The sequence below is a fragment of the Corynebacterium sp. S5S1 genome, from assembly GCF_001913985.1.
In the GTDB taxonomy this organism is placed as follows: domain Bacteria; phylum Actinomycetota; class Actinomycetes; order Mycobacteriales; family Mycobacteriaceae; genus Corynebacterium; species Corynebacterium marquesiae.
This window is the reverse complement of record NZ_MKXT01000020.1, coordinates 12,761-35,084: the sequence shown is the minus strand read 5'-3', so window position 1 is coordinate 35,084 and position 22,324 is coordinate 12,761. Positions and strand designations below refer to the sequence as shown.

The following is a 22,324-nucleotide window of genomic DNA, read 5'->3' as shown; positions in this document are numbered from 1 at the left end:
CTATCCTTCCAGCACGTACCACTGCACGGAATTGGCCGGCAGATGCAGCGTCGTGGAGTTGTTCTCCACGCGGATGCGCTGGGGAAGAGGATTCCCAGCACCTTCATAGACGGCGTCATCGGTGTTGAGCACCATCTGCCATTCGCCGTCCTGTGGAACCCAGAGGCCATAGTTGGGAATGGAAGAGCCAGAAAGGTTGCATACGGCGAGCAGAGCAGAGCCGTCTGCACCGTAGCGGACATAACCAAGGACGTTATTGGTCGAGTCATCTGCTTTGACCCATTGGAAGCCATCCTGGTTGAAATCCTGGCTCCACAGTGCTGGGGTATCGCGGTAGACGAGGTTGATATCCCTTACGAGGCGCTTGATGCCGTGGTGCCATTCGCTACCCCAACCGTCGAGGTTGCTCCAGTCTACGGAATACCCCTCGGCCCACTCGGTAGTCTGGCCAAATTCCTGGCCCATGAAGAGCAGGTTCTTGCCGGGGTGGGAGAACATGTAGCCATAGAGGGCACGGAGGCCGGCGGCCTTATTCCAGTCGTCGCCAGGCATGCGCTCCCACAGCGAGCCTTTGCCGTGCACAACTTCGTCGTGGCTAAACGGCAACACGTAGCGCTCGGAGTAAGCATAGACCATGGAGAAGGTGAGCTCGCCGTGGTGATAGGAACGGTGAATGGGCTCGTGCTTGAAGTACTCCAAGGTGTCATTCATCCAGCCCATATTCCATTTCAGGGAAAAGCCTAGGCCGTTTTCAGAGGTGGGGGCGGTAACTCCCGGCCAGGAAGTGGATTCCTCGGCAATGGTGAGTACGCCTGGATGCGTGCGGTTGAGGGTGGCGTTGGTTTCCTGCAGGAATTGCACGGCCTCCAGGTTCTCGCGACCGCCATATTGGTTGGGCAGCCACTCATCGCGGGAATAGTCCAGGTAGAGCATGGAAGCCACGGCGTCTACGCGCAGGCCGTCGATGTGGAATTCTTCGGCCCAGTATAGGGCGTTGGCTACGAGGAAATTGCGGACCTCATTGCGGCCGAAGTCAAAGACATAGGTGCCCCAATCGGCCTGCTCGCCGCGGCGGGGATCGGGGTGCTCGTAGAGAGCCTGGCCGTCAAAGCGACCCAGGGCCCAATCATCCTTGGGGAAGTGTGCTGGCACCCAGTCCACCATGACGCCGATGCCATTCTCGTGCAGGGCATTGACCAGCTCTCGGAATTCGTCCGGCGAGCCCCAACGCGCAGACGGCGAGTAGTAGCCAGAGACTTGGTATCCCCAGGACCCGCCGAAAGGATGCTCGGCCACGGGCAAGAGCTCGACGTGGGTGAAACCGTGCTCCTTAAGGTATGGGATGAGATCCTCGCGCAAGCGGTTGTAGTTGGCGCCGATCTTCCACGAGCCGACGTGCACCTCATAGATGCTCATAGGCACATCGAGGTTGCCGGTACGCTTGTCCATCCAGGCGGAATCGGACCAGGCGAAACTGGTGGAATCCACGATAGAGTCCGTCTCCGGCGGGCAGGCGGTGCGCTTGGCTAGGGGATCGGCCTTGTCCTTGCGGCCCTCGTGGCTAAAGATGGCGAACTTATAGTGCTCGCCAGCACCGATACCGGGAACAAAGACCTCCCACACGCCGGTAGAGCCGAGTGAACGCATCGGATAGTGGGTGGGGTTCCAGCCACAGAAATCGCCTACTACGGCAACGCCCTGGGCATTGGGCGCCCACACGGCAAAGGAGACGCCGGAAACGGTACCCATTTCGGTGTCATAAGAATGCAGGTTGGCGCCGAGGACATCCCAGAGGCGCTCGTGGCGGCCTTCCCCAATCAGGTGCAGATCCAGCGAGCCCACCGTGGGAAGGAAGTGATAGCCGTCTGCCACGGTGCGGGTAGGTGCCTCTGGATAGGAGATTTCTAAGCGGTAATCGCAGTTATCGCCAATTTCCGCCTCCCAGATGTCGTCGCCGACCAATTCCATGGACACGGATTGTGCGGGGGTATGAAGCTGTACCGCGGTGGCACCAGGCTGGCGGGTGCGGACGGTACCTTCATGCCAGCCGTAGCAACCGTGCGGGTCATGGTGGCGGCAGTCATTGAGGCGGGCGAGGTCAGCGGCCGGGATAGTCATACAATCAGAGTACCTAGTTCGAGTGCGGTCCGGTGGGCGAATCTTTACGGGCGGTAGTCGGTGACCTCGCGCCAGGTGAGCTGTTCCTGGAGGGCGTGGTCGGCAGGGGGAAGGACGAAGACATGGGCGACGTCGCGATGCGGCTCTAAGCGTACAAAGTTGCGCTCGGACCAGTGGTAGGCAGAGCCGGTAATCGTGTCCCGGACGGTATAGGACTCGCCAGGGTGGCGGCCGATAGCCTGCATATCTACCGTGACGGTGGCTTCCTGTGCATTGCGCGGATCCAGGTTGACCACAACGAGGACTACATTGCCGGAAGCTGGATCCGCCTTCGAATAGGCAATGATGGCCTCATTGTCGGTGTCATGGAACCGCAAGGTGCGCAGTTGCTGCAAAGCGGGATTATCGCGGCGGATCTGGTTGAGCAGCCGGATATAGGACTCGAGGGAATCTTCTGACGCAGCCGCCGACGCAAAATCGCGCGGGCGCAGTTCGTACTTCTCAGAGTCGAGATATTCCTCGGAGCCTGGGGCTACCGGGGTGTGCTCGTAGAGTTCAAAGCCGGAGTACACGCCCCATAGAGGCGACATGGTGGCGGCTAGGACAGCGCGAATGGCGAACATGGCACGCCCGCCGGTCTGCAGGGACTCGTGCAGGATATCCGGAGTATTAACAAAGAGGTTGGGGCGGCAGATATCTGCTTGTTCGACGTGCATCCGGCCAAACTGGGTGAGTTCTTGTTTAGAGGTCTGCCAGGTGAAATAGGTATAGGACTGGGAGAAACCCGCCTTCGCTAGACCGAAGAGACGAGGCGCGCGGGTAAAGGCCTCCGCCAAGAAGATGACATCCGGATGGGTGGCATGTACGCGGGTAATCAGCCAGTTCCAAAAGTTTGCCGGCTTGGTGTGCGGGTTGTCCACGCGGAATGTACTCACACCGGCTTCCACCCAAATCATCAAGGTCTCATAGATCTCGTGGTAGATGGCATCAGGCGCGTTATCGAAGTTAAGCGGATAAATATCCTGATACTTCTTCGGCGGGTTCTCGGCGTAGGCGATGGAGCCATCCGGAAGGACGGTGAAGAATTCTGGGTGGCTGCTAGCCCATGGATGATCGGGCGATGCCTGAAGCGCGAAATCAAGCGCTACCTCCAGGCCGAGTTCCTGGGCGCGGGAGACGAGTTTTTGGAAATCCTCCATCGTGCCCAGGTCCGGATGGGCGGTGGAGTGGTCCTGGATGGCCCAGGGGCTTCCCACATCGCCGGGCTCGGCCACGACCGAATTATTCTTTCCCTTGCGATGTACCTTGCCGATGGGATGGATGGGCGGAAAGTACACCGTATCGAAGCCCATATCGGCCACCCGCTCCAGTGCCTTGGCAGTGGTATCAAAAGTGCCGTGGACTGGATTTCCCTCTTTATCCCAGCCTCCCGTGGAGCGGGGAAAAAGCTCATACCACGAGTTGTAGAGTGCGGCCCGGCGCTCCACATAGACCTCGTGGATTGCGCCCTCCACCAGCAGGTCGCGCAGGGGATGCGAGTGCAGGATGCCTGCTACTTCCTCCGAGAGCGCTACCTGCACGCGCTTATCGACGTCCAAGGACTCATCCTCCAAGTCGCGAGCGGCCGCAAAGAGCGGTTCCACCACATCCGACGGGGTTTGCAGAGCCGCGCGAGAAAACAACTCTGCGCCATGCTGCAGGTCATTGGCCAACTCAGCAGCGGATTGCCCAGCCGCCATCTTCTTGGTTACCGCGTTCTTCCACGTGGCGATGGGATCGGACCAGGCATCGACGCGGAAGTACCAGGTGCCTTGGGTGCCCGGGGTAAATACGCCGTGTACGCGATCCTGGTCATCGGGATCAACGTGCATGGTGACGGAGGAGGTAGCCGCGGTCCGTGCCGCCCACGCAGACAGGGTTGCCGAGACCGCATCGTGGCCCTCGCGCCAGACGAGGGCGGTGACAGGAATTACCTCGCCTACAACGGCTTTGGAGGCTACAGAACCGGCGGAGATAAGCGGGCGGACATCGTCAATACCAAGGCGAGTAGTCATGCCCATAAGACTAATGCAGCTGTGTCAATTTCACCGGGCAAAGAACAAATCAGTCACAATGGAAGGCGTGAACGACGTAACTCCCACTGATCAAGATTGGCTCGTAGATTTCCGCGGCGTCGAGCTGCGCCGCGGCGGCAAGACCCTCGTCGGACCCGTGGACTGGCAAGTAGAGCTTGATGAGCGCTGGGTCATTATTGGCCCCAATGGCGCGGGCAAGACCTCGCTGGTGCGCATGGCCGCGGCCGAAGAGTTCCCCTCGAAAGGCACCGCCTTTTTGATGGGGGAGCAAATCGGCAAAACCGACATGCGCGATCTGCGTGCACTTATAGGCATCTCTTCCGCGGCGGTGCAATCGCGCATCCCGGACACTGAGCGAGTAGACGATCTAGTTGTCTCCGCAGGTTACGCTGTGCTGGGCCGCTGGCGGGAAGAATACCAGGACATGGATTTCTCCCGCGCGGATGACATTTTGGCCCAAGTTGGGGCCACCCACCTCAAAGAGCGCACCTGGGGAACCCTGTCTGAGGGAGAAAAGAAGCGCGTCGTCCTCGCTCGCGCACTCATGTCTAACCCGGAGTTGCTCATCCTCGATGAGCCGTCCGCAGGAATGGACCTGGGAGGCCGCGAAGACCTCGTGGGATATCTTGGCAATTTAGCCATGGACCCCGATGCCCCAGCGATAGTCATGATCACCCACCACGTGGAGGAGATCCCCTATGGCTTCACCCACGCCATGCTATTGGATGAGGGTAAAGTTGTGGCAAAAGGACTGATTAATTCCGTCCTCACGTCCGAAAATCTGACTCGCGCTTTCCACCAGCCCATTCAGGTGGACCGCATTGGACAGCGATACTTCGCCCGACGAGCTTCTCTATGACCAATCCTTTTCATGACCGTCTCGATGCCATTGACGCCAGCGATACCACCGGCTTCCACGGTGGGCGCTTGGCGGCAACCGTCCTGCTCCTGCGGGACGGCGCTGATGGTCTTGAAGTGTGGGTACAAGAGCGCGCCCACACCATGCACAACTACCCGGGGCATTCAGTATTTCCGGGCGGCGGTGTAGACCCACGTGACTTTCCGCCGCGTTCCTGGGACTCGGGCGAGCTGTGGGCCGGAAAGTCTGTCATCTCCATGGCGCGCCGGATGGGGGTGACCAAGTACAAGGCCCACGCCCTTGTTTTCGCCGCTGCCCGCGAGCTCTTCGAAGAGGCCGGCACCCTTTTCGCCATCCGCGAGGACGGCATTGTCTCCAATGCGCGGCGCTATCACCAAGAGCGAAAACTACTAGAAAACCACACCATTTCCTTTACCGAATTCCTCAGCAATAACGGAATGCGCGTCGACGCCGATATGCTCCTTCCTTGGGCGCGCTGGGTAGGAAAGGGGAAAAGCCATTGGTTCGACACCTTCTTCTTCGTTGGGGTGTTGCCCTCCGGCCAAGAACCCGATGGGGATACCGATGAAGCAGACGATGCCGGATGGTTCTCCCCGCAGCTCATCCTGGACGGCTGGCGCGCCGGGCTGGTGCGCCTTGTCATCCCCACGTGGGCACAGATGCAAAGGCTGAGCAAGTATTCCTCCGTACAGGAGGTCCTAGAGGACGCATCCTTTTCGGACCTGCGCCCCGTCATTGGGGATCCACGCGAAGATCCCCGCTACCGCGAATTCTTTTCCACCACCCCTTTAGACCGAATATGAGTTATACCCCCGCAGAAGTCGACTTCCTTGCCGAACATCAAGAGGAAATAGCACACCTTGACCTCCCCTTAACCAAGGCTTCTCGGCTCAAAGACACCGAAATCCTCAAAGCTAAGTTCGGTGAGTATGGCCGCGCGGTCATGGAGTTGGTAACCGCCCGCAGTTCCGGAAAGCTCCCGCACGATTGGCTTATGGACGCAGACTCTGCCCAGCAAGCAACCCCCATCGAAGTGGCGGCGTATCGGACGAAATTCCTCGCCGAGCAGGGGGTGCGCGGCGTCCACGACGTCACCTGTTCCATCGGCACCGAAGGCTATAATTCTCCGCTCGACTACATTGGCTCAGACCTGGATGGATCACGGGTAAGAATGGCGAGGCATAACCTCTCTTCCGCCAAGATTTTCCGTGCGGATGCGCTGACGACTACTACCACCGCCGATGTTCTCCTTGCAGACCCGGCCCGCCGCGCCGGTGGCAGGCGAATCACGCGGCCGGAGGATTTGATGCCACCGCTCCCGGAGGTCGTCGATAAGCATCGCGACAAGGAACTGGCCATCAAGTGCGCTCCTGGCCTTGATTTTAGCGAGTGGGACGGCCTCGTCACCGTCGCGAGCGTCGACGGCGGGGTAAAAGAAGCCTGCCTTTATACCCCAGGCCTTGGCAGCGGCCGAAGAGCGGTAATGATTCGAGGAAACAAGCTGGATGTCCTCGACGACCACGCAGATAACCTACCCGATGCTGGAGACATTGGCAGTTACCTCATCGACCCAGATGGGGCCATCGTTCGAGCGGGATTGGTCCAGCACTACGCGGCCAGGGAAGGGCTGCATCAAATCGATCCGCGCACCGCATACCTGACAGGAGAGAGGATCCCGGAGGGGACTTCGGGATTTCCATTCATAGAAAAAGTACCCCTAAAGAGATTAAAATCCGTACTTAAATCCTATGACGCAGGAAGCTTAGAAATCCTTGTACGCGGGGTAGAAGTGGACCCTGACCAGCTGCGGAAGAAGATGAAGCTGAAGGGGACGAGGCCTTTTGCGGTCATCATTACGCGAATTGGCTCACAGGGAATCGCCTTGCTGTGTCAACCCCGAGTATCATCGTCCGAGGATAATTACGCAACATAAATATATCGGAAAGGTGAGTGCCCAATGCCAACTATCGTGGCTCTGGTCAAACACGTGCCGGATACGTGGTCTACCAAGTCTTTGAATGATGACCACACCCTGGATCGCACCTCCGTGGATAACGTCATTGATGAGGTTAATGAGTACTCCGTGGAACAAGCCCTGCGACTGCGCGACGATAACCCCGATGCGGGCTACAAAGTCGTAGCACTGACGATGGGGCCGGCCCAGGCCGACGAGGCACTGCGTAAGGCTTTGGCTATGGGCGCCGACGATGCCGTGCTCGTCTCCGATGATTCCTTGGCCGGAGCGGACGCGCTCTCGACCGCTTGGACCCTCAATGCTGCGCTCAATCAGCTTGACGACGTCCAGCTGATCACCGCCGGCACCGAAGCTTCCGACGCCTCCACCGGCCTGCTTGCCGGCCTGCTCGCCGAATACCGCCAGCTGCCGGCCCTTACCGGCCTGCACAAGGTAGAGCTAGCTGACGGCACTCTGCAGGGCACCCGCGATGATGCGCGCGGCACCTGGGAACTCGAGGCGCCGCTGCCAGCGATCGTTACGGTGAACGATAAGAGCGACAAGCCACGATTCCCCAACTTTAAGGGTCTTATGGCAGCTAAGAAGGCGGAAATCACCACCTTCACCCTGGCTGATCTGGGCATCGAGGCCATCGCGCCGACAACCTCCGTGTCGGCCGCTGAGAAGCGCCCACCGCGCACCGCCGGCGAAGTTATTTCGGAGCCCAACCCGCAAGATGCAGCGAAGAAGATCGCTGACTTCCTGTCCGCAAAGAACTTGATTTAGGAGTAGATATGTCGCACGTTTACGTACTCGTTGAGCACGACGCGGACAACCTCCTTCCCGTTACCGGCGAGCTGATTACGGCCGCGCGGGAATTGGGTACGGTGTCCGCAGTGGTCGTCGGCAAGCAGGCCGATAAGTTCGATGCCGACCTTGCCGCCCTCGGTGCCGCACAGGTAGTTCAGGCAACCGCCGAGGATTATGAACAGCGTTTCCTTACCCCGGAGGTTGATGCCCTGCATGCGCTTGGCGCTGCGAACCCGGCGCCCATTGTGCTGGCCGCAACTCCGGCCAATAACGAGATCGCCGGCCGACTTGCAGCTCGCCTCGCCTCTGGCGCACTGGTCAATGTTAGTGGCATCGCCGCCGATGGCTCCGCCCAGATGAGCATTTTCGGTGGTTCCTATGAGACCACCTCTACCGCCGCTGGCCAGTGCCCGATCTACACCCTTCGACCGGGTGCGGTTGAGGCTGCACCACAGCAAGTGGAGGCGCAGCCGGCGCCGATGCCGTTGCCGGCCGCCACGGGCAAAGACGTCAAGGTAACTTCCTTTACCCCGGCACAGAAGTCCGCACGCCCAGAAATTACCGAGGCCAAGGCAGTCGTCGCCGGCGGCCGTGGCGTGGGCGACGAGTTCGGCGCCGTTGTCGAGCCGCTTGCCGACGCCCTCGGGGCCGCAGTCGGCGCCACCCGCGACGCCGTCGATGAAGGCTTTTATGACGCCGCCTATCAGATCGGCCAGACCGGTGTTACCGTCTCGCCCGACCTCTACATCGGCTTGGGTATCTCTGGCGCTATCCAGCACACCTCTGGCATGCAGACTTCCGGCACCATTGTGGTGGTCAACCAAGACCAAGATGAGCCGTTCTTCCAGATCGCTGATCTCGGCGTCGTAGGCGATCTGCATGAAATCGCACCAGCCCTGACCGAGGAACTGAAGGCGCGCCAGTAATGCCGCACTACTTTGACTATGCCGCTACCCAGCCGATGCGCCAGAGCGCGATTGACGCGTGGGTGGCGGCGGCCGGCTCCCTCAACTCCGGCGCGCAGTATGGTTCTGGCCGCAAGGCTCGGTCCGTGCTGGATGATGCCCGTGAAAAGGTGGCTTCGCTTCTCGGCTGCGAGCCCATCGAAGTCATCTTTACCTCTTCTGGCACCGAGGCGGACAATATCGCCATTCAGGGTCTCTACGCGGCTGGGCAAACAAACCGCATTATTTCTACCGATATTGAGCACCCGGCCGTGCGCGATACCGTCTCTAAGCTGGAGACAACCGGAGCAGCTGTCGATATCCTCCCCGTCGACCGTTCCGGGCACATTGCAGATCTGTCGGCCCTAGACACGCTTGCCGACGTCGCTACCTGCATGTGGGCCAACAACGAAACCGGCGCCATTCAGCCCATCGAAGAGATAGCCACACGTGCGAATGCGACAGGCACACCCGTGCACGTGGATGCGGTGCAGGCCGTGGGCAAAGTTCCCATCAATTTTTCTGATCTAGGGATCACCAGCCTCGCCGCCAGCGCCCACAAGTTCGGCGGCCCCCGCGGCATCGGTTTGCTTTTGGCCAAGCGCAATCCTGCGCCCCAGCCGATTGCCTACGGCGGTGGCCAAGAACGGGGCATCCGCCCTGGCACCGTGGACGTGGCGGGCGCTTCCGGTCTAGCTGCGGCATTGGAGGAATCCGTCTCCGAAATCACCGCCCAGGGTGAGCGAATTACTGCTCTCCGCAATAAGCTGCGCGACGGAATTTTCGCCACCATCGACGACGTAGTGGTCAACTCTGCCGAGCCGTGCTTGCCTTCCCATCTGCACGTCTCATTTCCCGGTGCTGATGGCGATAGCCTCATCATGCTGCTGGATTCCTTGCAGATCGAGGCCTCTTCCGGCAGTGCTTGCAGCGCTGGCGTAAACCGCATGTCTCATGTCCTCGAGGCAATGGGCGTAAGTGAGGCGGAAGGAATCGGTTCCCTGCGTTTTACTCTCGGCAGGCTTACTTCGGAAGAGGATGTTGACTACGTCTTGGCTCATCTTCCGGAGGTTATTTCACGAGCCCGTTCCGTCTAGCTATCATTCCTTTCTTTCGCCGCAGATCGCCGGGCGGCGATAGCTTGGCCTACCGTAAGCGCCCAGTTCTTGTTCTTGGGCGCTAACGGTCCTTGGGGCTCATCATATTCCCAGCGGCCATCGTCAAAGAGCCATACTATGTCTCCAGTATGCGGATCCATGATGTAGAAGGCACCACCATCGGTTTTGATGTTGTGGTGATGCTGGCAGAGTGATGCCAAGTTGCTCCCCGCCGTTTTCCCTCCCTGTGCATGGTCAATCCGGTGGTCCTTTTGGCAGTTCTCTGCGGGGCGATTACAACTTGGCCAGCGGCACACGCCATCGCGGCCTTCCACGTAGGCGCCAACGAGCGGGGGAGTAACGTAGCTTTCGCTCTCCATCCTTTTTGCAAGGTCCATATCCCGCGTCTGGGTGGGACGCAGACTGTCAGCGGTCTCAGGGCTTACCCATCCGAATCCCCGGATAAATGCGGGAGCAGCCTCCTGGTCGTGGGCTCGGTACATATGAAGAACCACTTTTGCCCGCGACTCAATTTCGCCCAGAATCAACTTGGCTAGGACTTCAGCTTTCGTGAGGTTATGCTCTTCGGCTGCCTTACTAACGTGTTCATTGATGGCTAGCATGGTAGCTTCATCGAACTCCACTGCTAGCCCAGCCTTCCCGCCGAAACTGTGGTAGGTGAAATAGGAGTCGTTCCCTGCATCAGGCTCCTTATCTTCATTGGGGTGTGGGTCCTCCACAGCGATGAGGCCATTTAGCTTTCGCCGCAAATTGGTATTCGAAGGCAGTACCTGGCCGGGCTTCGTGGGGGTCAGGTAACGCGCAAGCTCTTGGTCTATCCGCTCGAGAATTTCGGTCGGGATGTCGCCCAGCTTGCTAAGCACGGCGTCGATAGTAATAAGACGAGAGAAATCCAGGAAGTAATAGGTTTCCTGGAGCGCCTTTGTCAGTGGTAGCTCTGCGAGTCGATAAAGGGCCATTGTTATGTCTCGCGTGCGCCGCTCGCTTAAGCCCGTGCGGGTGGAAAGTGTGTGGCAAGATATGTCGAAATCTTCTTCTAGGTCTGGCTTCACCTCATTCCAGAATAGGTAATCTTGTTTTCTGATTTCTGTGGCTTTAACTGCAAGCGGATCGTTGGGGTCATTGACTATGTAGTAGGCGTCCAAGATGAAATCCCCCGATTTGTAGAACATGTGTACTTAACTTCATGGTGAATATTTTAAGGCGTGCCCTGCCCCTTTGCAAGGGGTGTGGGCAAAGATATGTTCTAAAAGGATGTATTCCAAGAGGGGGTGAAATGGAGGTAAAGAAAATTATTTCAAGTGGCGCGTGTTAAAGATGTGACAGGAGTGAAGGCGTTGCTAGACTCACGCGCATGACATCAAAGAAGGCACTCCGAAAGAGCATTACTGCGGTGGTCACCGTGGCTGCGCTAGCCGTAAGTGGTACCGCCGTCGCCCAGGCGGTGAGCCTCGGTGCACCTAAGGGCATTGACGTTGCAGCGCACCAGCATCCAGGCGGTACACCTATCGATTGGTCAAAGGTGCGTACCGACGGTCAGTCCTTTGCATTCGTGAAGGCTACCGAGGGCGGTGATTGGGTAAACCCCCACTATGTAGAGGATATTCAGGCGGCTAATGCTGCTGGACTCAAGACCGGTGCATACCACTACGCACGTCCGGCTGGCGACGCCAAGACTCAGGCGGCCAATTTTGCCGCGCAGATCGCCCTAGCCCCGGATCAGACATTGCCTCCTGCACTTGATATCGAGGTGGCGGAAGGAAAGTCTGCGGCACAGCTGGAGCAGTGGATTGAAGAATTTACTAGCGAGCTCAAGCGTCTTACTGGTCGCACGCCCATGATCTACACCTACAAGTACTTCTGGATGGGGCAGATGAATAACTCCCAGAAGTTCTCGGATATGCCACTGTGGCTCGCGGCATACCAGGATCAAGCGCCTGAAGCGGTGGGCGGATGGAACGAGCTATCTTTCTGGCAGCGTTCTGGTTCTGGCAAGGTAGCAGGCATTTCTACCGATGTCGACATGAACCTGTTTAATGGTTCCAAGCAGCAACTGCAGTCCTTCAGCGACGGCAACTACGTAGACGTGGGCGGCGCGCTCGAGCAGCTGGTTGTGAGTGATGGGCTTGATTTGAGTTCCGATAGTACGCCGCTCATCGGTGCTATTTTGGCCTTGGCGGCGGGGCTGATTGCGATTCCGCAGCTTGCCGACGCCGCCGAAAAGTCCGGCCTCGATCCCCAAGCGGCGGAGGGCTTGGCCGGCTTCGTAAAGACTCTGCAAGACAAGGATGCCCTTCCAGTGGAGGACCTGGGAGATATGGCCAAGGGCAACTTCTCCGTCAGCGACCTAGCTATCCTGCTGGACAATGCCGGTCACGTGAACAACGTTAAGTCAGGCAACGTCTCCGAGTCGGAGGTATCGGAAGCTAAGAATGCCGCCAAAAACGCCGGCGCTGACGTACCCGATTTTGACGCGGGGAAAGTAGCTACGCTGCTTAATCGCGTACTGCAGTAGCACCAGTAAAAAACGCGCGGGTCCAAGTCTCGTCTTTATAATGGGCGGGCACTGCCCCGCCTAAGAGTGCCTTTGCCAGCTGGGCGGCTTCGACGGAGCCCTCGGCTGGCATTTCTGTATCTGAGGCCACCAGGATGATGTTCCCGTAGCGCCGACCCTTGAGCATCGGTGGGTCCGCGATGACGGCGAGGTGGTCAAAAACTCGATCGAGGCCCGCCAGCTCGCTCTTTGCCAGCTGTAGATCGGAATGGTCGCCGCAGTTGGCTACGTAGAGGCCACCCGGCGCCAGCGACTGCTTTGCAGCCTGAAAGAACTCCACGGTGGTGAGGTTGGCTGGTGTCTTGTCGCCAGCAAAGACATCGCGGATGATGATGTCGCGGCTGGACGGCAGGAACCCCTCAGTTTCTTGGCGGGCCTCGCCGGCACGGATTTTGACGGTGGGGGAACGGGGGACGTCGAAAAGCGTACGCACCAACTCGCCCAACTTGGCGTCGAGTTCGACCACCGTGTGGCGGCTGCCCGGAAGCTTGCTGGCAAAATAGCGCGGAAGGGAGCATCCCGCGCCGCCTAGGTGGGTCACGCGGAGCTTATTCGCTGGCCGAGTATTGAGGTGCTCAACCGCCGCCGCAATCCAGCGCATGTACTCAAACTCCAGCTCCTCCGGCTCACCGAGCACAATGTGGCTGCTCGGCACGCCATTAACGTTGAGAATATAGGCGCGGTCGCGAAACTCATCCGGCACAACCTCGGCTGTGCCGGTAGAAATATCGTAGGTGCCGGTAATTCCCGGATCGGTGGAAGCTCGCTTTCTGCCCATGTCACACAAGCTTAGGGAATGGATTCGATTTAAACCGCGTTGGGGCTAGGGAGTAGACTTTCGGGCCTGTAGTCAAGGTGAAATGGGGAGCACAATGCGAGTATTGGTTGCCATGTCCGGCGGCGTGGACTCATCGGTTGCCGCCGCCCGTGCAGTAGAAGCCGGCCACGAGGTAATTGGCGTTCACCTCGCGCTGCACAAAGACGCGCAGCAGACCAGGGAGAAGGCCCGCGGTTGCTGCTCATTGGAGGATTCGGCCGACGCCCGCCGCATCTGCGATAAGCTGGGCATTCCCTTTTATGTCTGGGACTTTTCGGAGGAATTCAAAGAAGAGGTCATTACGGACTTCGTGGATTCCTACGCCCGCGGCGAGACCCCCAATCCCTGCCTTCGCTGCAACGAGAAGATTAAGTTCCGAGCGCTGCTGCAAAAGGGCATGGCGCTTGGCTTCGATGCGGTTGCGACGGGCCACTATGCCACTATCGACGAAGACGGCTATATGCGCCGCTCCTTGGACGAGAATAAGGACCAGTCTTATGTGCTCGGCGTGATTTCGGCCGAGGAGTTGGAGCACTGCTTTTTCCCCATCGGCGATACTCCTAAGCCGCAAATCCGCGAAGAGGCTGCTGCGCACGGATTTTCCACCGCGAAAAAGCCGGATTCCTATGACATTTGCTTCATTCCCGACGGCAATACACAGGCGTTTCTGGGCGCCCGTATTGGATTGCGCCCCGGCATGATCGTGGATCAAGAGGGCACGGAGCTTAAGGAGCACGATGGCGCGTGGAACTACACCATCGGCCAGCGCAAGGGCCTGGACATCAAGGCGCCGGCTGCCGACGGCCGCCCCCGCTACGTCACCGATATTGATGCTGCTACCGGCACGGTTACCGTCGGCGCCCGCGAGGACTTGGCCGTAACCTCGATTCAGGCCGATCGCCTGAAGTACCTCCACCCAGGCATGGATGGGGATTTCGAGTGCGAGGTTCAGGTGCGCGCACACGGCTCCGTGGTGCCATGTACCGCCCACGTTGACCGCGAGGCGGACGAAATGCACCTCGAACTCAAGGAGCCGCTATCTGGTGTCGCCCGCGGCCAAGCGGCGGTGCTGTACCTGCCTTCGCCGGATGAGCTGGGAGACATCGTCATCGGCTCCGGCACCATCTGTGGAACTAATTAAGTACGCAGTTGGCAATGAGCCGATCTAGCGCTCGGACATCGATATTGGGGCCAATGTTGATTTTGAATTCGCCAGCCCTAGTCCACAGCTGCAGCTCAGCATTGAAGTCAAGGAGCTTTCCCGCGTTTTCCGTGGACCACATGTTAATGGAGGAATAGGGCAGGGAGTACATCTCTACCTTTTTGCCTGTAAGGCCTTGCGCGTCGCGGATGATGAGGCGCCTATTGGTAAATACGGCGGCATCGCGGACTGTCTTGAAAGCGCAGACGGGATATTCCTGTTCGGCCAAAACAGTGGAAATGTCCTGGGGAATTTCGCACTCGTTGTAGAAGGTCCAGCCGGAGTATTTTTCCACGCCCATAGTAAGGTTCCTTTCGAAGTGATACGTCGCGTATCGGATGGATAATTTTGAGAAATAATACTAGCGCCGAGGTGAATATGGACGCTTTTGGCTTAGGCCCTATGCCGGGATACTCCATGAGTGAGGCGGCAGACATCGTGATGGGTGAGACGGGTGGTCTCCCGCACCTTCCGCAGTTACCGGACCGCGGGATTTATGCTGGGGCCATTGGGCGCACAGCGAGCTTGTTGGAAGCAGTCTCCATTGACCGCGGACCGCGCTCGTGGGTGCTCAGTGATCGGCCACAGCTCATTTCGCACCGGATTGTTGACCAGATGAGCCGCGACCTGGACGAGATTCAGGAGGTGTGGGGCGAGTCAGTTTCCCGTATCAAGATTCAAGCGGTAGGCCCGTGGAGTTTGGCGGCCGCTGTGGAGCTAGGAAACGGGCACCGCGCGATTACTGATTCGGGTGCTTTCCGGGACCTGTGTGGTGCACTATTGGCCGGAATCCGGAACCACAAGGCGCAGGTGGCACAGCGTTTTGGGGCAGAGGTTCTTGTGCAGCTGGACGAGCCGCTGCTTGCCGACGTCCTTTCGGGAGCCCTTCCAGGCACCACCGATTTTGATACGATCAGGGCTTTTCCCGCGGACCAGGTCAATGCGACACTGGCGGAGTTTGGCGCGGACTACCTTCGGCTTCGCGAGCCATTATGGGAAGTGGCGGCGAAGACGGTGCTGCTCGATTTTGTTGGTCTGGCCTCGCCCGAGCATCTCGATGGCTTGGGGCAGTGGATTGATGGCGGCGCTCGCGTCGGATTGGGCGTGGCAGGGCAAGATGCTCGCACGGAGGCTATTTCTATTGCACAGCACTTTGACCGCATGGGCCTGTCGCGGGAGCGAATTCCAGAACAGGTTGATATCTTCCCCTGGCCGGTGGAAAAGGCCGCGCCCAGCTATTCTTTTGCTGCTGAGGTGGCGGGCATCCTCATTCGCGACGCCGGTGATCTTTAATCGACGCGCCCGCGGCTATCCGTGGTGGTGAAGTATTCGCCCATATAGGGAATGACATAGCGCAGCTTGCCGTGTGCGGTGGGTTCGATGAGGTCGGCGTCGATAAGCCGCTGGCGGGTGGCCGACAAGGAGCGCACGGTGCGGTCCATGTGGCCCGCGATGTCTGCGATGGTGGCGATGCCATCGACTTCGACTGCGGCCATCGCTTCCAGGAACTCCCGCTGCGCCGGCGGCAGGGCTAGCGTCGCAGGCTGGTGCACCTGCGCGCCCATGATCGATATTGCATCTGGGGCGATAGAGGCGATTGTCTGCTGGGAAATGCCGCCTTCTTGGTTGCGGCGACTGCGCTCCCATGCCAGTGAGCCGACCAATTGCACGAGGTAGGGGTAGCCGCGGGTGAGCGCGGCGGCGTCCGTAATCGCTTCGTGGCTAAACTCCAGCCCCGACCCCGAGGCCGTGTGCTCTAGGGCCTGCTCCGCATTGGCTGGCGACAAGGGGCCGAGCACGAATTTTTGGGCCCGGCGCAGGAAGGTTACCCCGGGCAAGTCCAGCAAGTGGTTGACCCCCTGCGGCAGGCCAGCGGCCACCAAGGCGATATCGATTTCATCGCGCACCAAGTCTTGGTAGGCCACGGCGATGGTGGTGAGCTCTTCGACGTCGGCGTCTTGAACCTCGTCGATGGTGAGGAGGATGCCGGTGCCTTTCAGCTCGGAGGAAAGCTCGCGTAGGCGAGTATTCAACGTGGGGGTGAAGCGGTCTTCCTTCTGGTGGTCGAAGCCAATCGATCCTACGCCGCCGATGCCGATGCGGCTGACCTTCTTCTTCTCGCTGGGCGAAAGCCGCTCGAGAAGCCTCGGAATCGTGGTGTTGACCAGTTCCTCCACCATGGTGGAGCGCCCAGAGGCGCGTAGCGTTACCCAACCGCGCGCTTCGGCAATATCTTCCAACTCGTTGATAAGGACCGTTTTGCCGATGCCCCTAGCGCCGCTTAGCACCATGGAACGGGAGGCATTACCTGCTGAACCATCGAGGGCAGTGCGGAAACTATCGAGCACGACGCCGCGGCCGACCCAGAACAGGGGAGGGGCGCCGAATGTCGGGCGGAATGGGTTGTCCATGCGGCTAGTGTAACCCGTTTTGTCGGAGATTTGGGAGACTTTCGGCTCAATGTGGAGATTTGGGAGACTTTATAGGTTTCTTACTATGGAGACAGCCTAGGCGCCAAGCGATGGCACCGATATGAAGAGAGCCAGCGGCTACGAATGCGTACCACCATCCAAAATCTACTGCTCTGTACCACGGCATTGCAATGCCGACAAGCGTAATGATGGCGATCGTGAAGATTGCGTCTATAACCAGCATAGGGGAAGAAACTGGCTTCTTTAGGGTCTTCCATGCAGACCAGAGTTCGAACGCAGTGATAGCGGCAGGGATTAATGTGAGGAGCATTGCGGTTTCCTAAATCCTCTCGAAAAGCGCTTCTGTGAGTCCTTCAGTTCCCGCTGGCGAGTCATTATTTGCGAAGGCAGCGCGATTTTCCTTCGGGTCAATGACGAGCATTGTGGAATAGCCAGAGGTACCGCCGTTGTGCCAGAAACTCTTGCCGTCATCATTCTTCTGCCATCCATAGCTAGTGTCGCCATGTTCCATAAACCATGCAGTGAAAGCTGCCATGTCCTGGGCGGTGGACCGAACGGCTCCAGCTGCGGCAGGGCATCCTTCCATCTCCCAAGGCTCAGCTTCTCGGCCTGCGGCCGTGAGCCCACGAGGGGCATCGTCAGGGACGGAACCTGGTGTCATAAGGTAGGTTTCTTTCATTCCGGCGGGCTTAAGGATTCTCTCGTGGAGCAATTGTTCGTATGGCGTGTCGGCGGCGGTTTCTAAGGCGTGGCCGAGCAGTGCGTAGCCCAAATTGGAATAGGATTCTGTGCCACGATCTGCAAGCTCTGATTCGGTTGCTGAATCCACGATATCTTCTGTGGATACACCTGCGTACGGGTTTGAACCGGTGATGCTAAAGACAGCAGAAGAGAAAGTCATGGCTTTTGCCTGTCTGGGCAAACCCGAGGTGTGATCGAGTAGCTCACGAACTGTTACATCGGAGACTGGTGAGTCACCGACCTCGAGGACTTCACCCATCGTGGTGTCGAGGCGAATTTTTCCCTCTTCTACTAGTTGGTGGGCAATTTCTGCGGTGAACATCTTGGTTACAGAGCCGATTTCCACCTCGGTATGCTCATCGGCGCCGAGTCCGGCGAAGGTGGCCTTTCCCTGATCAAGTGTGAAGGCTGTGAGGTTGTTGAAACCAGCTTCCGGGTGTTCCCGTAGGTGTGTAGAGAGTTCCGGATCTCCGGTTGCGGTATCGGCCATCGAGATTCGCTGGGGTCCAACGATGAGTAAGAAGGTGGCCGATACCACGGCTGCGACGGCGGCGAGGGCTAATTTGCGCATTAGTGAGCCTCGCTTGCGGTAATGATGGTCAGGAGAGGAACCACTCGGGCGGCTCGAATTGCGTATTTTCCGCCTGCCTTGGTAGTCCAGCCCGCGCTCGTGAGGGCGCTGAGGTGGTGATAGGCCGTACCGGTAGACGTGACGATTTCTTCTTCGACAAGTTCTGTGGCGCTGGCCGGTGCGGTAAGGAGCCGGCGCAGGATGGCGCTACGAATCGGGTGGGCCAGAGCGGCAAGGCGGTCGAGGTTCTCGGACCAGTCGCCATGTGTCACTGCTTCTGTAGGCTGCTGCCATTGGTAGATATAGGAATTCTCACCGATAGTGAGGTTGCCACCAAAGATTACGGACCCCTCGGGAAGCTCTTCAGAAGGCTCGAGGGCATCCGCAAGCCACATGGTGGACTCGTCAGCGGAAGCTTCTGCCGAGGGTGGTGTGGGTTGTTCGAGCTTGGCGACGCGCTCCTCGAGGGCTAAAACTCGGGATTCTATAGATTCCATAGTTCTAGAATTCCAAAAAGCTAGAACTTTGGCAACGTGTTTAAGAAATCAGCGGCCACGCCGTCGAGACATCCGAAGCATCGCGGCCTTTGCCTTCCAGGTATTTCTTGAACGCAACGCGGTCCTCGTACCACTTGACGGCCTGGAACTCCATGAGCTCGTTTTCATCCATCTGAGCCAGGTTAGGGTAGTGCTGGCGTACCTGCTTCCATGCCACGCGGGCGGCTGCGAGGGCGTCGGCAGTAGCTTCGTGGGCGTTGCCCAACTCGACGCCGTAGTGTTCGCACACTGCGCCAAGGGTGCGTTTTCCTTTTCGCCACTTATCGCTGACGCGGTCGATCACATAGGGGTCATAGACCGGGCCGGTTACCGTGAAATCGCCAGTGAGGCTGCGCAAGACCGTGAGATCAAAGGCAGCGTTATAGACAATGAGCGTCAGACCATCCTCCCATGCAGCCTTGATTGCCTCGACCGTATCTTTGAGCACAACTTCGTGGGGGCGGCCCTCTGCGCGGGCCTTTTCCGTGGTGATTCCATGGACATTGGTCGCTTCTTGTGGAATTTCGATTCCGGGATCGGCTAGGTGCTCATTTTTTTGCACATCGCGGCCGTCAATGCGGACTAGGGCAGAGGTAACAATGCGGGCTTGTTTAGGGTTGGCCGAGGTGGTCTCAAGGTCGAAGGCGAGCATGCGGGAGGCGTCGAAATTCATGATTCATACCTTAGTAGCTAGCCCCGACACGAGGGATAGCTACACTTGTGCAGCGTGACTAATCCAGTTGATCTGCACCGTGAATGGAACGACCTCGCGCAGGAAGTGCGCCGCCACCGCAATCTGTACTACAACGGTGAGCCGGCTATTCCCGACGCCGACTTTGATGCACTCTTTCAGCGCCTTCTTGCGCTAGAAGAAGAGCACCCAGAGCTTGCCGTGCCTGATTCGCCCACCCAGCAGGTGGGTGCTGCCCCGAGCGGCGGCGAAGATATTGAGCACCTTGAGCGCATGATGAGCTTGGACAATGTTTTTAGCGCTGGCGAGATGCAGGATTGGTTGGATAGAACTCCGGCACAAACATATCTCACTGAGCTGAAGATTGATGGTTTGTCTATCGATTTGGTTTATCGTGATGGGCGCTTGACCACCGCTGCGACTCGTGGCGACGGCACGGTGGGTGAGGAGATCACTGCCAATGCACGCGTAATCAAGGATATTCCGCACGAGCTGACGGGGACTGATGAATACCCAGTTCCGGAGCTTATCGAGATCCGTGGCGAGGTATACATGCGCCCCGAGGACTTCGAGGAGATCAATGAGGAACGCGCGGCTGATGGCAAGGATAAATTTGCTAATCCGCGCAATGCCGCGGCCGGTGGACTTCGCATGAAGGATCCCGCCGAGGTGAAAAAACGCCGCCTGAAAATGGTGTGCCACGGCTTGGGTGCGCGCGAGGGATTCTCGCCCAGCTCACAGCACGATGCCTATAAGGCGATTGCGGCTTGGGGGCTACCCGTTTCCCCGTATACCAAGCAGGTGCACTCGGCCAAAGAGGTTCAAGAAGAGGTGGCGCATTGGGCAGAGCACCGCCACGACGCCATCTTTGAAATGGACGGACTCGTGGTCAAGGTGGATGGTTTGGCTTCGCAGCGCGCACTTGGTTCGACTTCTCGCGCGCCGCGCTGGGCCATTGCCTATAAGTATCCGCCGGAAGAAGTGACCACGAAACTCAAGAATATTGAGGTGGGGGTAGGCCGTACTGGGCGAGTAACGCCTTTCGCCATCATGGAGCCGGTCTTTGTCTCCGGTTCCACGGTGTCCATGGCAACCCTGCACAACCAATCCGAGGTCAAGCGCAAGGGCGTGCTCATCGGGGATACCGTCATTATCCGCAAGGCGGGCGAAATTATTCCGGAGGTCCTTGGGCCGGTGCGCGAGCAGCGCGATGGTAGCGAGCATGAGTGGACCTTCCCGGAGAACTGTCCTGCGTGCGGCACGAAATTGGCTCCACAGAAGGACGGCGATGCCGATTGGCGTTGCCCCAATACGCAGTCCTGTCCGGCGCAGCTCTCGGCACGCCTGGAGTATCTGGCTTCCCGCAAGGCGTTGGATATTGAGGCTTTGGGCGAGAAGGGTGCGATGGATCTGATCGACAACGGCATTCTCGTTGATGAGTCGGAGCTTTTTGAGCTCACCGCGGAAAAGCTATTGGCCTCAGATGTCTATACCGCAAAGAAGGACACCAAAGACAAGCGCTCTAAGAAGGAGGGCAATGTCAAGGTCAATACGGCAGGCCAGAACTTGCTAAACAACCTGGAGGAGGTAAAGGGACGCGACTTCTGGCGCGTCTTGGTCTCGCTGTCCATACGTCACGTGGGCCCGATTGCGGCTCGAGCGCTTGCTTCCCGCTATGGTTCCATGGACAAGCTGCGCGCTGCGAAGACAGAGGAGCTTGCAGAGGTCGATGGCGTCGGCATGACCATCGCGCAATCCTTCCACGATTGGTTCGAGGTGGATTGGCACCGCACGATTGTGGACAAATGGGCTGCTGCGGGCGTGGCCATGGAGGTAGCGGCCGAGGATCACAAGGAGCAGACCCTCCAGGGCTTGACCATTGTGGTTACCGGCAGCTTGGAGAACTTCACCAGGGATTCCGCGAAAGAAGCTATTGTCTCGCGCGGCGGCAAGGCCACCGGTTCGGTGTCGAAGAAAACCTCGTACCTAGTTGCCGGCGAAAAGGCTGGCTCGAAGGAGGATAAGGCTCGCGAGCTGGACATCCCAATTCTCAACGAGGCGCAATTCCAGCAACTACTCGAAACCGGCGAAGTCTAATTCGCTTCAGTTACTTCAGGAAGCTGCCCAAGATAGTGCCGATGTGGCCCAAGTGCTCGACCTCGGAGGCGAGGTAGTCAGGGCCGCCGGTTCGCCCCATGGCGATGACCAATCCGGTATCGCCGAGTGGGGCGGCGGCGAGTGCGGAGTCAAGCAGGGACCAGCTTTCTGGTACCCACTCGTCGCGCTCGGGATGGAGGACGCGGGCGCTTTCGACCTCAATGTCGTGAGGAACGGTGCCGTCATCTTCCGGGGCGGCGTTGGAGGAGGCTAGGCGGCGGATAGGCTCGTTATTATCAATGACGATGCACCAGGTGGAGGTGAGTGCCTTTGGGATGGCCGCGACGACCTCTTCCATGGCCGCAGTGACATTGGTGGCATTAGCTACACGCGCGAGCAGCTCAATCTGGCCGCGGCGGTCTACTCGGCCGCTAAACGGGCGGATGGAGTCAATTTCCACGCCGTCGACGGAGGAGGCGGCGGTGATGAGGACATCGGCCATGGCGCCTTGGGGCAGCTCGATGACAATGTCATCCATAACGGTGCCGTCGGGGAAGTTTTCTACGATATCGACCGATTGGATATTGCCGTCGACGAGTCCAAAGGCGTCGGCAAGCTGGCCCAGGCTGCCAGGGGCATCGGGGAGCAGTACACGGATCAAAAAGGACAAGGTCTCGCACGCTTTCGGTAGTTTGTAGTCCCAGACATGATACGTGCGTCACAATGCGGGCTTCAAGCAACGCAAATTTGGGGTGACGCGGCAGCCGTCGCGGTAGGTGCAGTAC

Annotated in this window: 20 protein-coding genes; 10 read left to right on the top strand and 10 right to left on the bottom strand. The window is 58.7% G+C overall.

Annotated features, from left to right (window positions below; translation table 11 throughout):
• Both glgB and BKN05_RS08075 read right to left on the bottom strand, forming a co-directional pair.
• A complete protein-coding gene (gene glgB, locus BKN05_RS08080; protein WP_286688386.1) occupies positions 1–2,118 on the bottom strand; it encodes a 1,4-alpha-glucan branching protein GlgB in 2,118 nt (705 codons plus the stop codon).
• 44 nt (positions 2,119–2,162) lie between these two features.
• Positions 2,163–4,172, bottom strand: coding sequence for a maltotransferase domain-containing protein (locus BKN05_RS08075; protein WP_286688385.1), 2,010 nt, complete (start codon positions 4,170–4,172; stop codon positions 2,163–2,165).
• Between the two features lie 58 nt (positions 4,173–4,230).
• Between BKN05_RS08075 and BKN05_RS08070 the strand changes: the two genes are divergently transcribed.
• From BKN05_RS08070 to BKN05_RS08045, 6 genes are read left to right on the top strand one after another with little or no spacing between them, the layout of a single operon-like run.
• Entirely contained in the window at positions 4,231–5,052 is an 822-nt protein-coding gene (locus BKN05_RS08070) for an ABC transporter ATP-binding protein (protein ID WP_005327654.1), read from the top strand.
• On the top strand, positions 5,049–5,876 hold the full coding sequence (locus BKN05_RS08065; protein WP_225747083.1) for an NUDIX hydrolase: 828 nt from the start codon (positions 5,049–5,051) through the stop codon (positions 5,874–5,876). The genes BKN05_RS08070 and BKN05_RS08065 overlap by 4 nt, the downstream gene beginning before the upstream one ends.
• The gene (locus BKN05_RS08060; protein ID WP_225747082.1) at positions 5,873–7,006 is read left to right on the top strand and encodes a THUMP-like domain-containing protein; all 1,134 of its coding nucleotides are present in this window, start codon (positions 5,873–5,875) and stop codon (positions 7,004–7,006) included. Before BKN05_RS08065 ends, BKN05_RS08060 begins: the two co-directional genes overlap by 4 nt.
• Before the next feature lie 24 nt (positions 7,007–7,030).
• Positions 7,031–7,813: an electron transfer flavoprotein subunit beta/FixA family protein gene (locus tag BKN05_RS08055; RefSeq protein ID WP_049378391.1), complete on the top strand. Its 783-nt coding sequence runs from the start codon at positions 7,031–7,033 to the stop codon at positions 7,811–7,813.
• An 8-nt stretch (positions 7,814–7,821) separates the two neighbouring features.
• A complete protein-coding gene (locus BKN05_RS08050) occupies positions 7,822–8,763 on the top strand; it encodes an electron transfer flavoprotein subunit alpha/FixB family protein (RefSeq protein WP_284786679.1) in 942 nt (313 codons plus the stop codon).
• On the top strand, positions 8,763–9,878 hold the full coding sequence (locus tag BKN05_RS08045; protein WP_286688384.1) for a cysteine desulfurase family protein: 1,116 nt from the start codon (positions 8,763–8,765) through the stop codon (positions 9,876–9,878). Before BKN05_RS08050 ends, BKN05_RS08045 begins: the two co-directional genes overlap by 1 nt.
• Here the strand turns inward: BKN05_RS08045 and BKN05_RS08040 are convergent.
• Positions 9,875–11,044 carry an HNH endonuclease signature motif containing protein gene (locus BKN05_RS08040; protein WP_286688383.1) on the bottom strand — a complete coding sequence of 390 codons (1,170 nt, stop codon included), beginning with the start codon at positions 11,042–11,044 and terminating at the stop codon, positions 9,875–9,877. The two genes, BKN05_RS08045 and BKN05_RS08040, sit on opposite strands and share 4 nt — an antisense overlap.
• Before the next feature lie 209 nt (positions 11,045–11,253).
• On the opposite strand from BKN05_RS08040, the gene BKN05_RS08035 reads away from it, so the two are divergent.
• On the top strand, positions 11,254–12,414 hold the full coding sequence (locus tag BKN05_RS08035) for a glycoside hydrolase family 25 protein (protein ID WP_239272927.1): 1,161 nt from the start codon (positions 11,254–11,256) through the stop codon (positions 12,412–12,414).
• Here the strand turns inward: BKN05_RS08035 and BKN05_RS08030 are convergent.
• On the bottom strand, positions 12,395–13,231 hold the full coding sequence (locus BKN05_RS08030; RefSeq protein ID WP_286688382.1) for a spermidine synthase: 837 nt from the start codon (positions 13,229–13,231) through the stop codon (positions 12,395–12,397). The genes BKN05_RS08035 and BKN05_RS08030 overlap by 20 nt on opposite strands.
• A gap of 94 nt (positions 13,232–13,325) precedes the next feature.
• On the opposite strand from BKN05_RS08030, the gene mnmA reads away from it, so the two are divergent.
• Positions 13,326–14,411: a tRNA 2-thiouridine(34) synthase MnmA gene (gene mnmA, locus BKN05_RS08025; RefSeq protein ID WP_049378397.1), complete on the top strand. Its 1,086-nt coding sequence runs from the start codon at positions 13,326–13,328 to the stop codon at positions 14,409–14,411.
• Here mnmA and BKN05_RS08020 read toward each other — a convergent pair.
• Complete coding sequence (locus BKN05_RS08020) at positions 14,404–14,772, bottom strand: PH domain-containing protein (protein ID WP_086588761.1); 369 nt, start codon at positions 14,770–14,772, stop codon at positions 14,404–14,406. The two genes, mnmA and BKN05_RS08020, sit on opposite strands and share 8 nt — an antisense overlap.
• Positions 14,773–14,849: 77 nt before the next feature.
• Between BKN05_RS08020 and BKN05_RS08015 the strand changes: the two genes are divergently transcribed.
• Positions 14,850–15,764 carry a uroporphyrinogen decarboxylase/cobalamine-independent methonine synthase family protein gene (locus tag BKN05_RS08015; RefSeq protein WP_286688381.1) on the top strand — a complete coding sequence of 305 codons (915 nt, stop codon included), beginning with the start codon at positions 14,850–14,852 and terminating at the stop codon, positions 15,762–15,764.
• Here the strand turns inward: BKN05_RS08015 and BKN05_RS08010 are convergent.
• The 4 genes from BKN05_RS08010 to BKN05_RS07995 all read right to left on the bottom strand — a co-directional run bounded on the left by BKN05_RS08010 (position 15,761) and on the right by BKN05_RS07995 (position 19,424).
• Positions 15,761–16,882, bottom strand: a complete 1,122-nt coding sequence (locus tag BKN05_RS08010) for an ATP-binding protein (RefSeq protein ID WP_286688380.1) — start codon at positions 16,880–16,882, stop codon at positions 15,761–15,763. The genes BKN05_RS08015 and BKN05_RS08010 overlap by 4 nt on opposite strands.
• A 340-nt stretch (positions 16,883–17,222) precedes the next feature.
• On the bottom strand, positions 17,223–18,215 hold the full coding sequence (locus BKN05_RS08005; protein WP_239272934.1) for a serine hydrolase domain-containing protein: 993 nt from the start codon (positions 18,213–18,215) through the stop codon (positions 17,223–17,225).
• The gene (locus BKN05_RS08000) at positions 18,215–18,712 is read right to left on the bottom strand and encodes an ArsR/SmtB family transcription factor (RefSeq protein ID WP_049377146.1); all 498 of its coding nucleotides are present in this window, start codon (positions 18,710–18,712) and stop codon (positions 18,215–18,217) included. Before BKN05_RS08000 ends, BKN05_RS08005 begins: the two co-directional genes overlap by 1 nt.
• A gap of 40 nt (positions 18,713–18,752) precedes the next feature.
• Entirely contained in the window at positions 18,753–19,424 is a 672-nt protein-coding gene (locus BKN05_RS07995) for a 3'-5' exonuclease (RefSeq protein WP_286688379.1), read from the bottom strand.
• 45 nt (positions 19,425–19,469) lie between these two features.
• On the opposite strand from BKN05_RS07995, the gene ligA reads away from it, so the two are divergent.
• Positions 19,470–21,539, top strand: a complete 2,070-nt coding sequence (gene ligA / locus BKN05_RS07990) for an NAD-dependent DNA ligase LigA (protein ID WP_396334663.1) — start codon at positions 19,470–19,472, stop codon at positions 21,537–21,539.
• A gap of 10 nt (positions 21,540–21,549) precedes the next feature.
• Here the strand turns inward: ligA and BKN05_RS07985 are convergent, their stop codons facing one another.
• Positions 21,550–22,209: an ACT domain-containing protein gene (locus tag BKN05_RS07985; protein WP_049377149.1), complete on the bottom strand. Its 660-nt coding sequence runs from the start codon at positions 22,207–22,209 to the stop codon at positions 21,550–21,552.
• Between the last annotated feature and the right edge of the window lie 115 nt (positions 22,210–22,324).

What these genes read in the sequence shown, in the direction of transcription:
- BKN05_RS08060 (WP_225747082.1), top strand. Translation starts at nt 5,873, where the DNA reads ATGAGTTATACCCCCGCAGAAGTCGACTTCCTTGCCGAACATCAAGAG.
- BKN05_RS08045 (WP_286688384.1), top strand. Translation starts at nt 8,763, where the DNA reads ATGCCGCACTACTTTGACTATGCCGCTACCCAGCCGATGCGCCAGAGC.
- BKN05_RS08015 (WP_286688381.1), top strand. Translation starts at nt 14,850, where the DNA reads ATGGACGCTTTTGGCTTAGGCCCTATGCCGGGATACTCCATGAGTGAG.
- BKN05_RS08065 (WP_225747083.1), top strand. Translation starts at nt 5,049, where the DNA reads ATGACCAATCCTTTTCATGACCGTCTCGATGCCATTGACGCCAGCGAT.
- BKN05_RS08010 (WP_286688380.1), bottom strand. Translation starts at nt 16,882, where the DNA reads ATGGACAACCCATTCCGCCCGACATTCGGCGCCCCTCCCCTGTTCTGG.
- BKN05_RS08075 (WP_286688385.1), bottom strand. Translation starts at nt 4,172, where the DNA reads ATGACTACTCGCCTTGGTATTGACGATGTCCGCCCGCTTATCTCCGCC.
- BKN05_RS08035 (WP_239272927.1), top strand. Translation starts at nt 11,254, where the DNA reads ATGACATCAAAGAAGGCACTCCGAAAGAGCATTACTGCGGTGGTCACC.
- BKN05_RS08030 (WP_286688382.1), bottom strand. Translation starts at nt 13,231, where the DNA reads ATGGGCAGAAAGCGAGCTTCCACCGATCCGGGAATTACCGGCACCTAC.
- mnmA (WP_049378397.1), top strand. Translation starts at nt 13,326, where the DNA reads ATGCGAGTATTGGTTGCCATGTCCGGCGGCGTGGACTCATCGGTTGCC.
- BKN05_RS07995 (WP_286688379.1), bottom strand. Translation starts at nt 19,424, where the DNA reads ATGAATTTCGACGCCTCCCGCATGCTCGCCTTCGACCTTGAGACCACC.
- BKN05_RS08050 (WP_284786679.1), top strand. Translation starts at nt 7,822, where the DNA reads ATGTCGCACGTTTACGTACTCGTTGAGCACGACGCGGACAACCTCCTT.
- BKN05_RS08005 (WP_239272934.1), bottom strand. Translation starts at nt 18,215, where the DNA reads ATGCGCAAATTAGCCCTCGCCGCCGTCGCAGCCGTGGTATCGGCCACC.
- BKN05_RS08070 (WP_005327654.1), top strand. Translation starts at nt 4,231, where the DNA reads ATGGAAGGCGTGAACGACGTAACTCCCACTGATCAAGATTGGCTCGTA.
- BKN05_RS08020 (WP_086588761.1), bottom strand. Translation starts at nt 14,772, where the DNA reads ATGGGCGTGGAAAAATACTCCGGCTGGACCTTCTACAACGAGTGCGAA.
- glgB (WP_286688386.1), bottom strand. Translation starts at nt 2,118, where the DNA reads ATGACTATCCCGGCCGCTGACCTCGCCCGCCTCAATGACTGCCGCCAC.
- BKN05_RS08000 (WP_049377146.1), bottom strand. Translation starts at nt 18,712, where the DNA reads ATGGAATCTATAGAATCCCGAGTTTTAGCCCTCGAGGAGCGCGTCGCC.
- BKN05_RS08055 (WP_049378391.1), top strand. Translation starts at nt 7,031, where the DNA reads ATGCCAACTATCGTGGCTCTGGTCAAACACGTGCCGGATACGTGGTCT.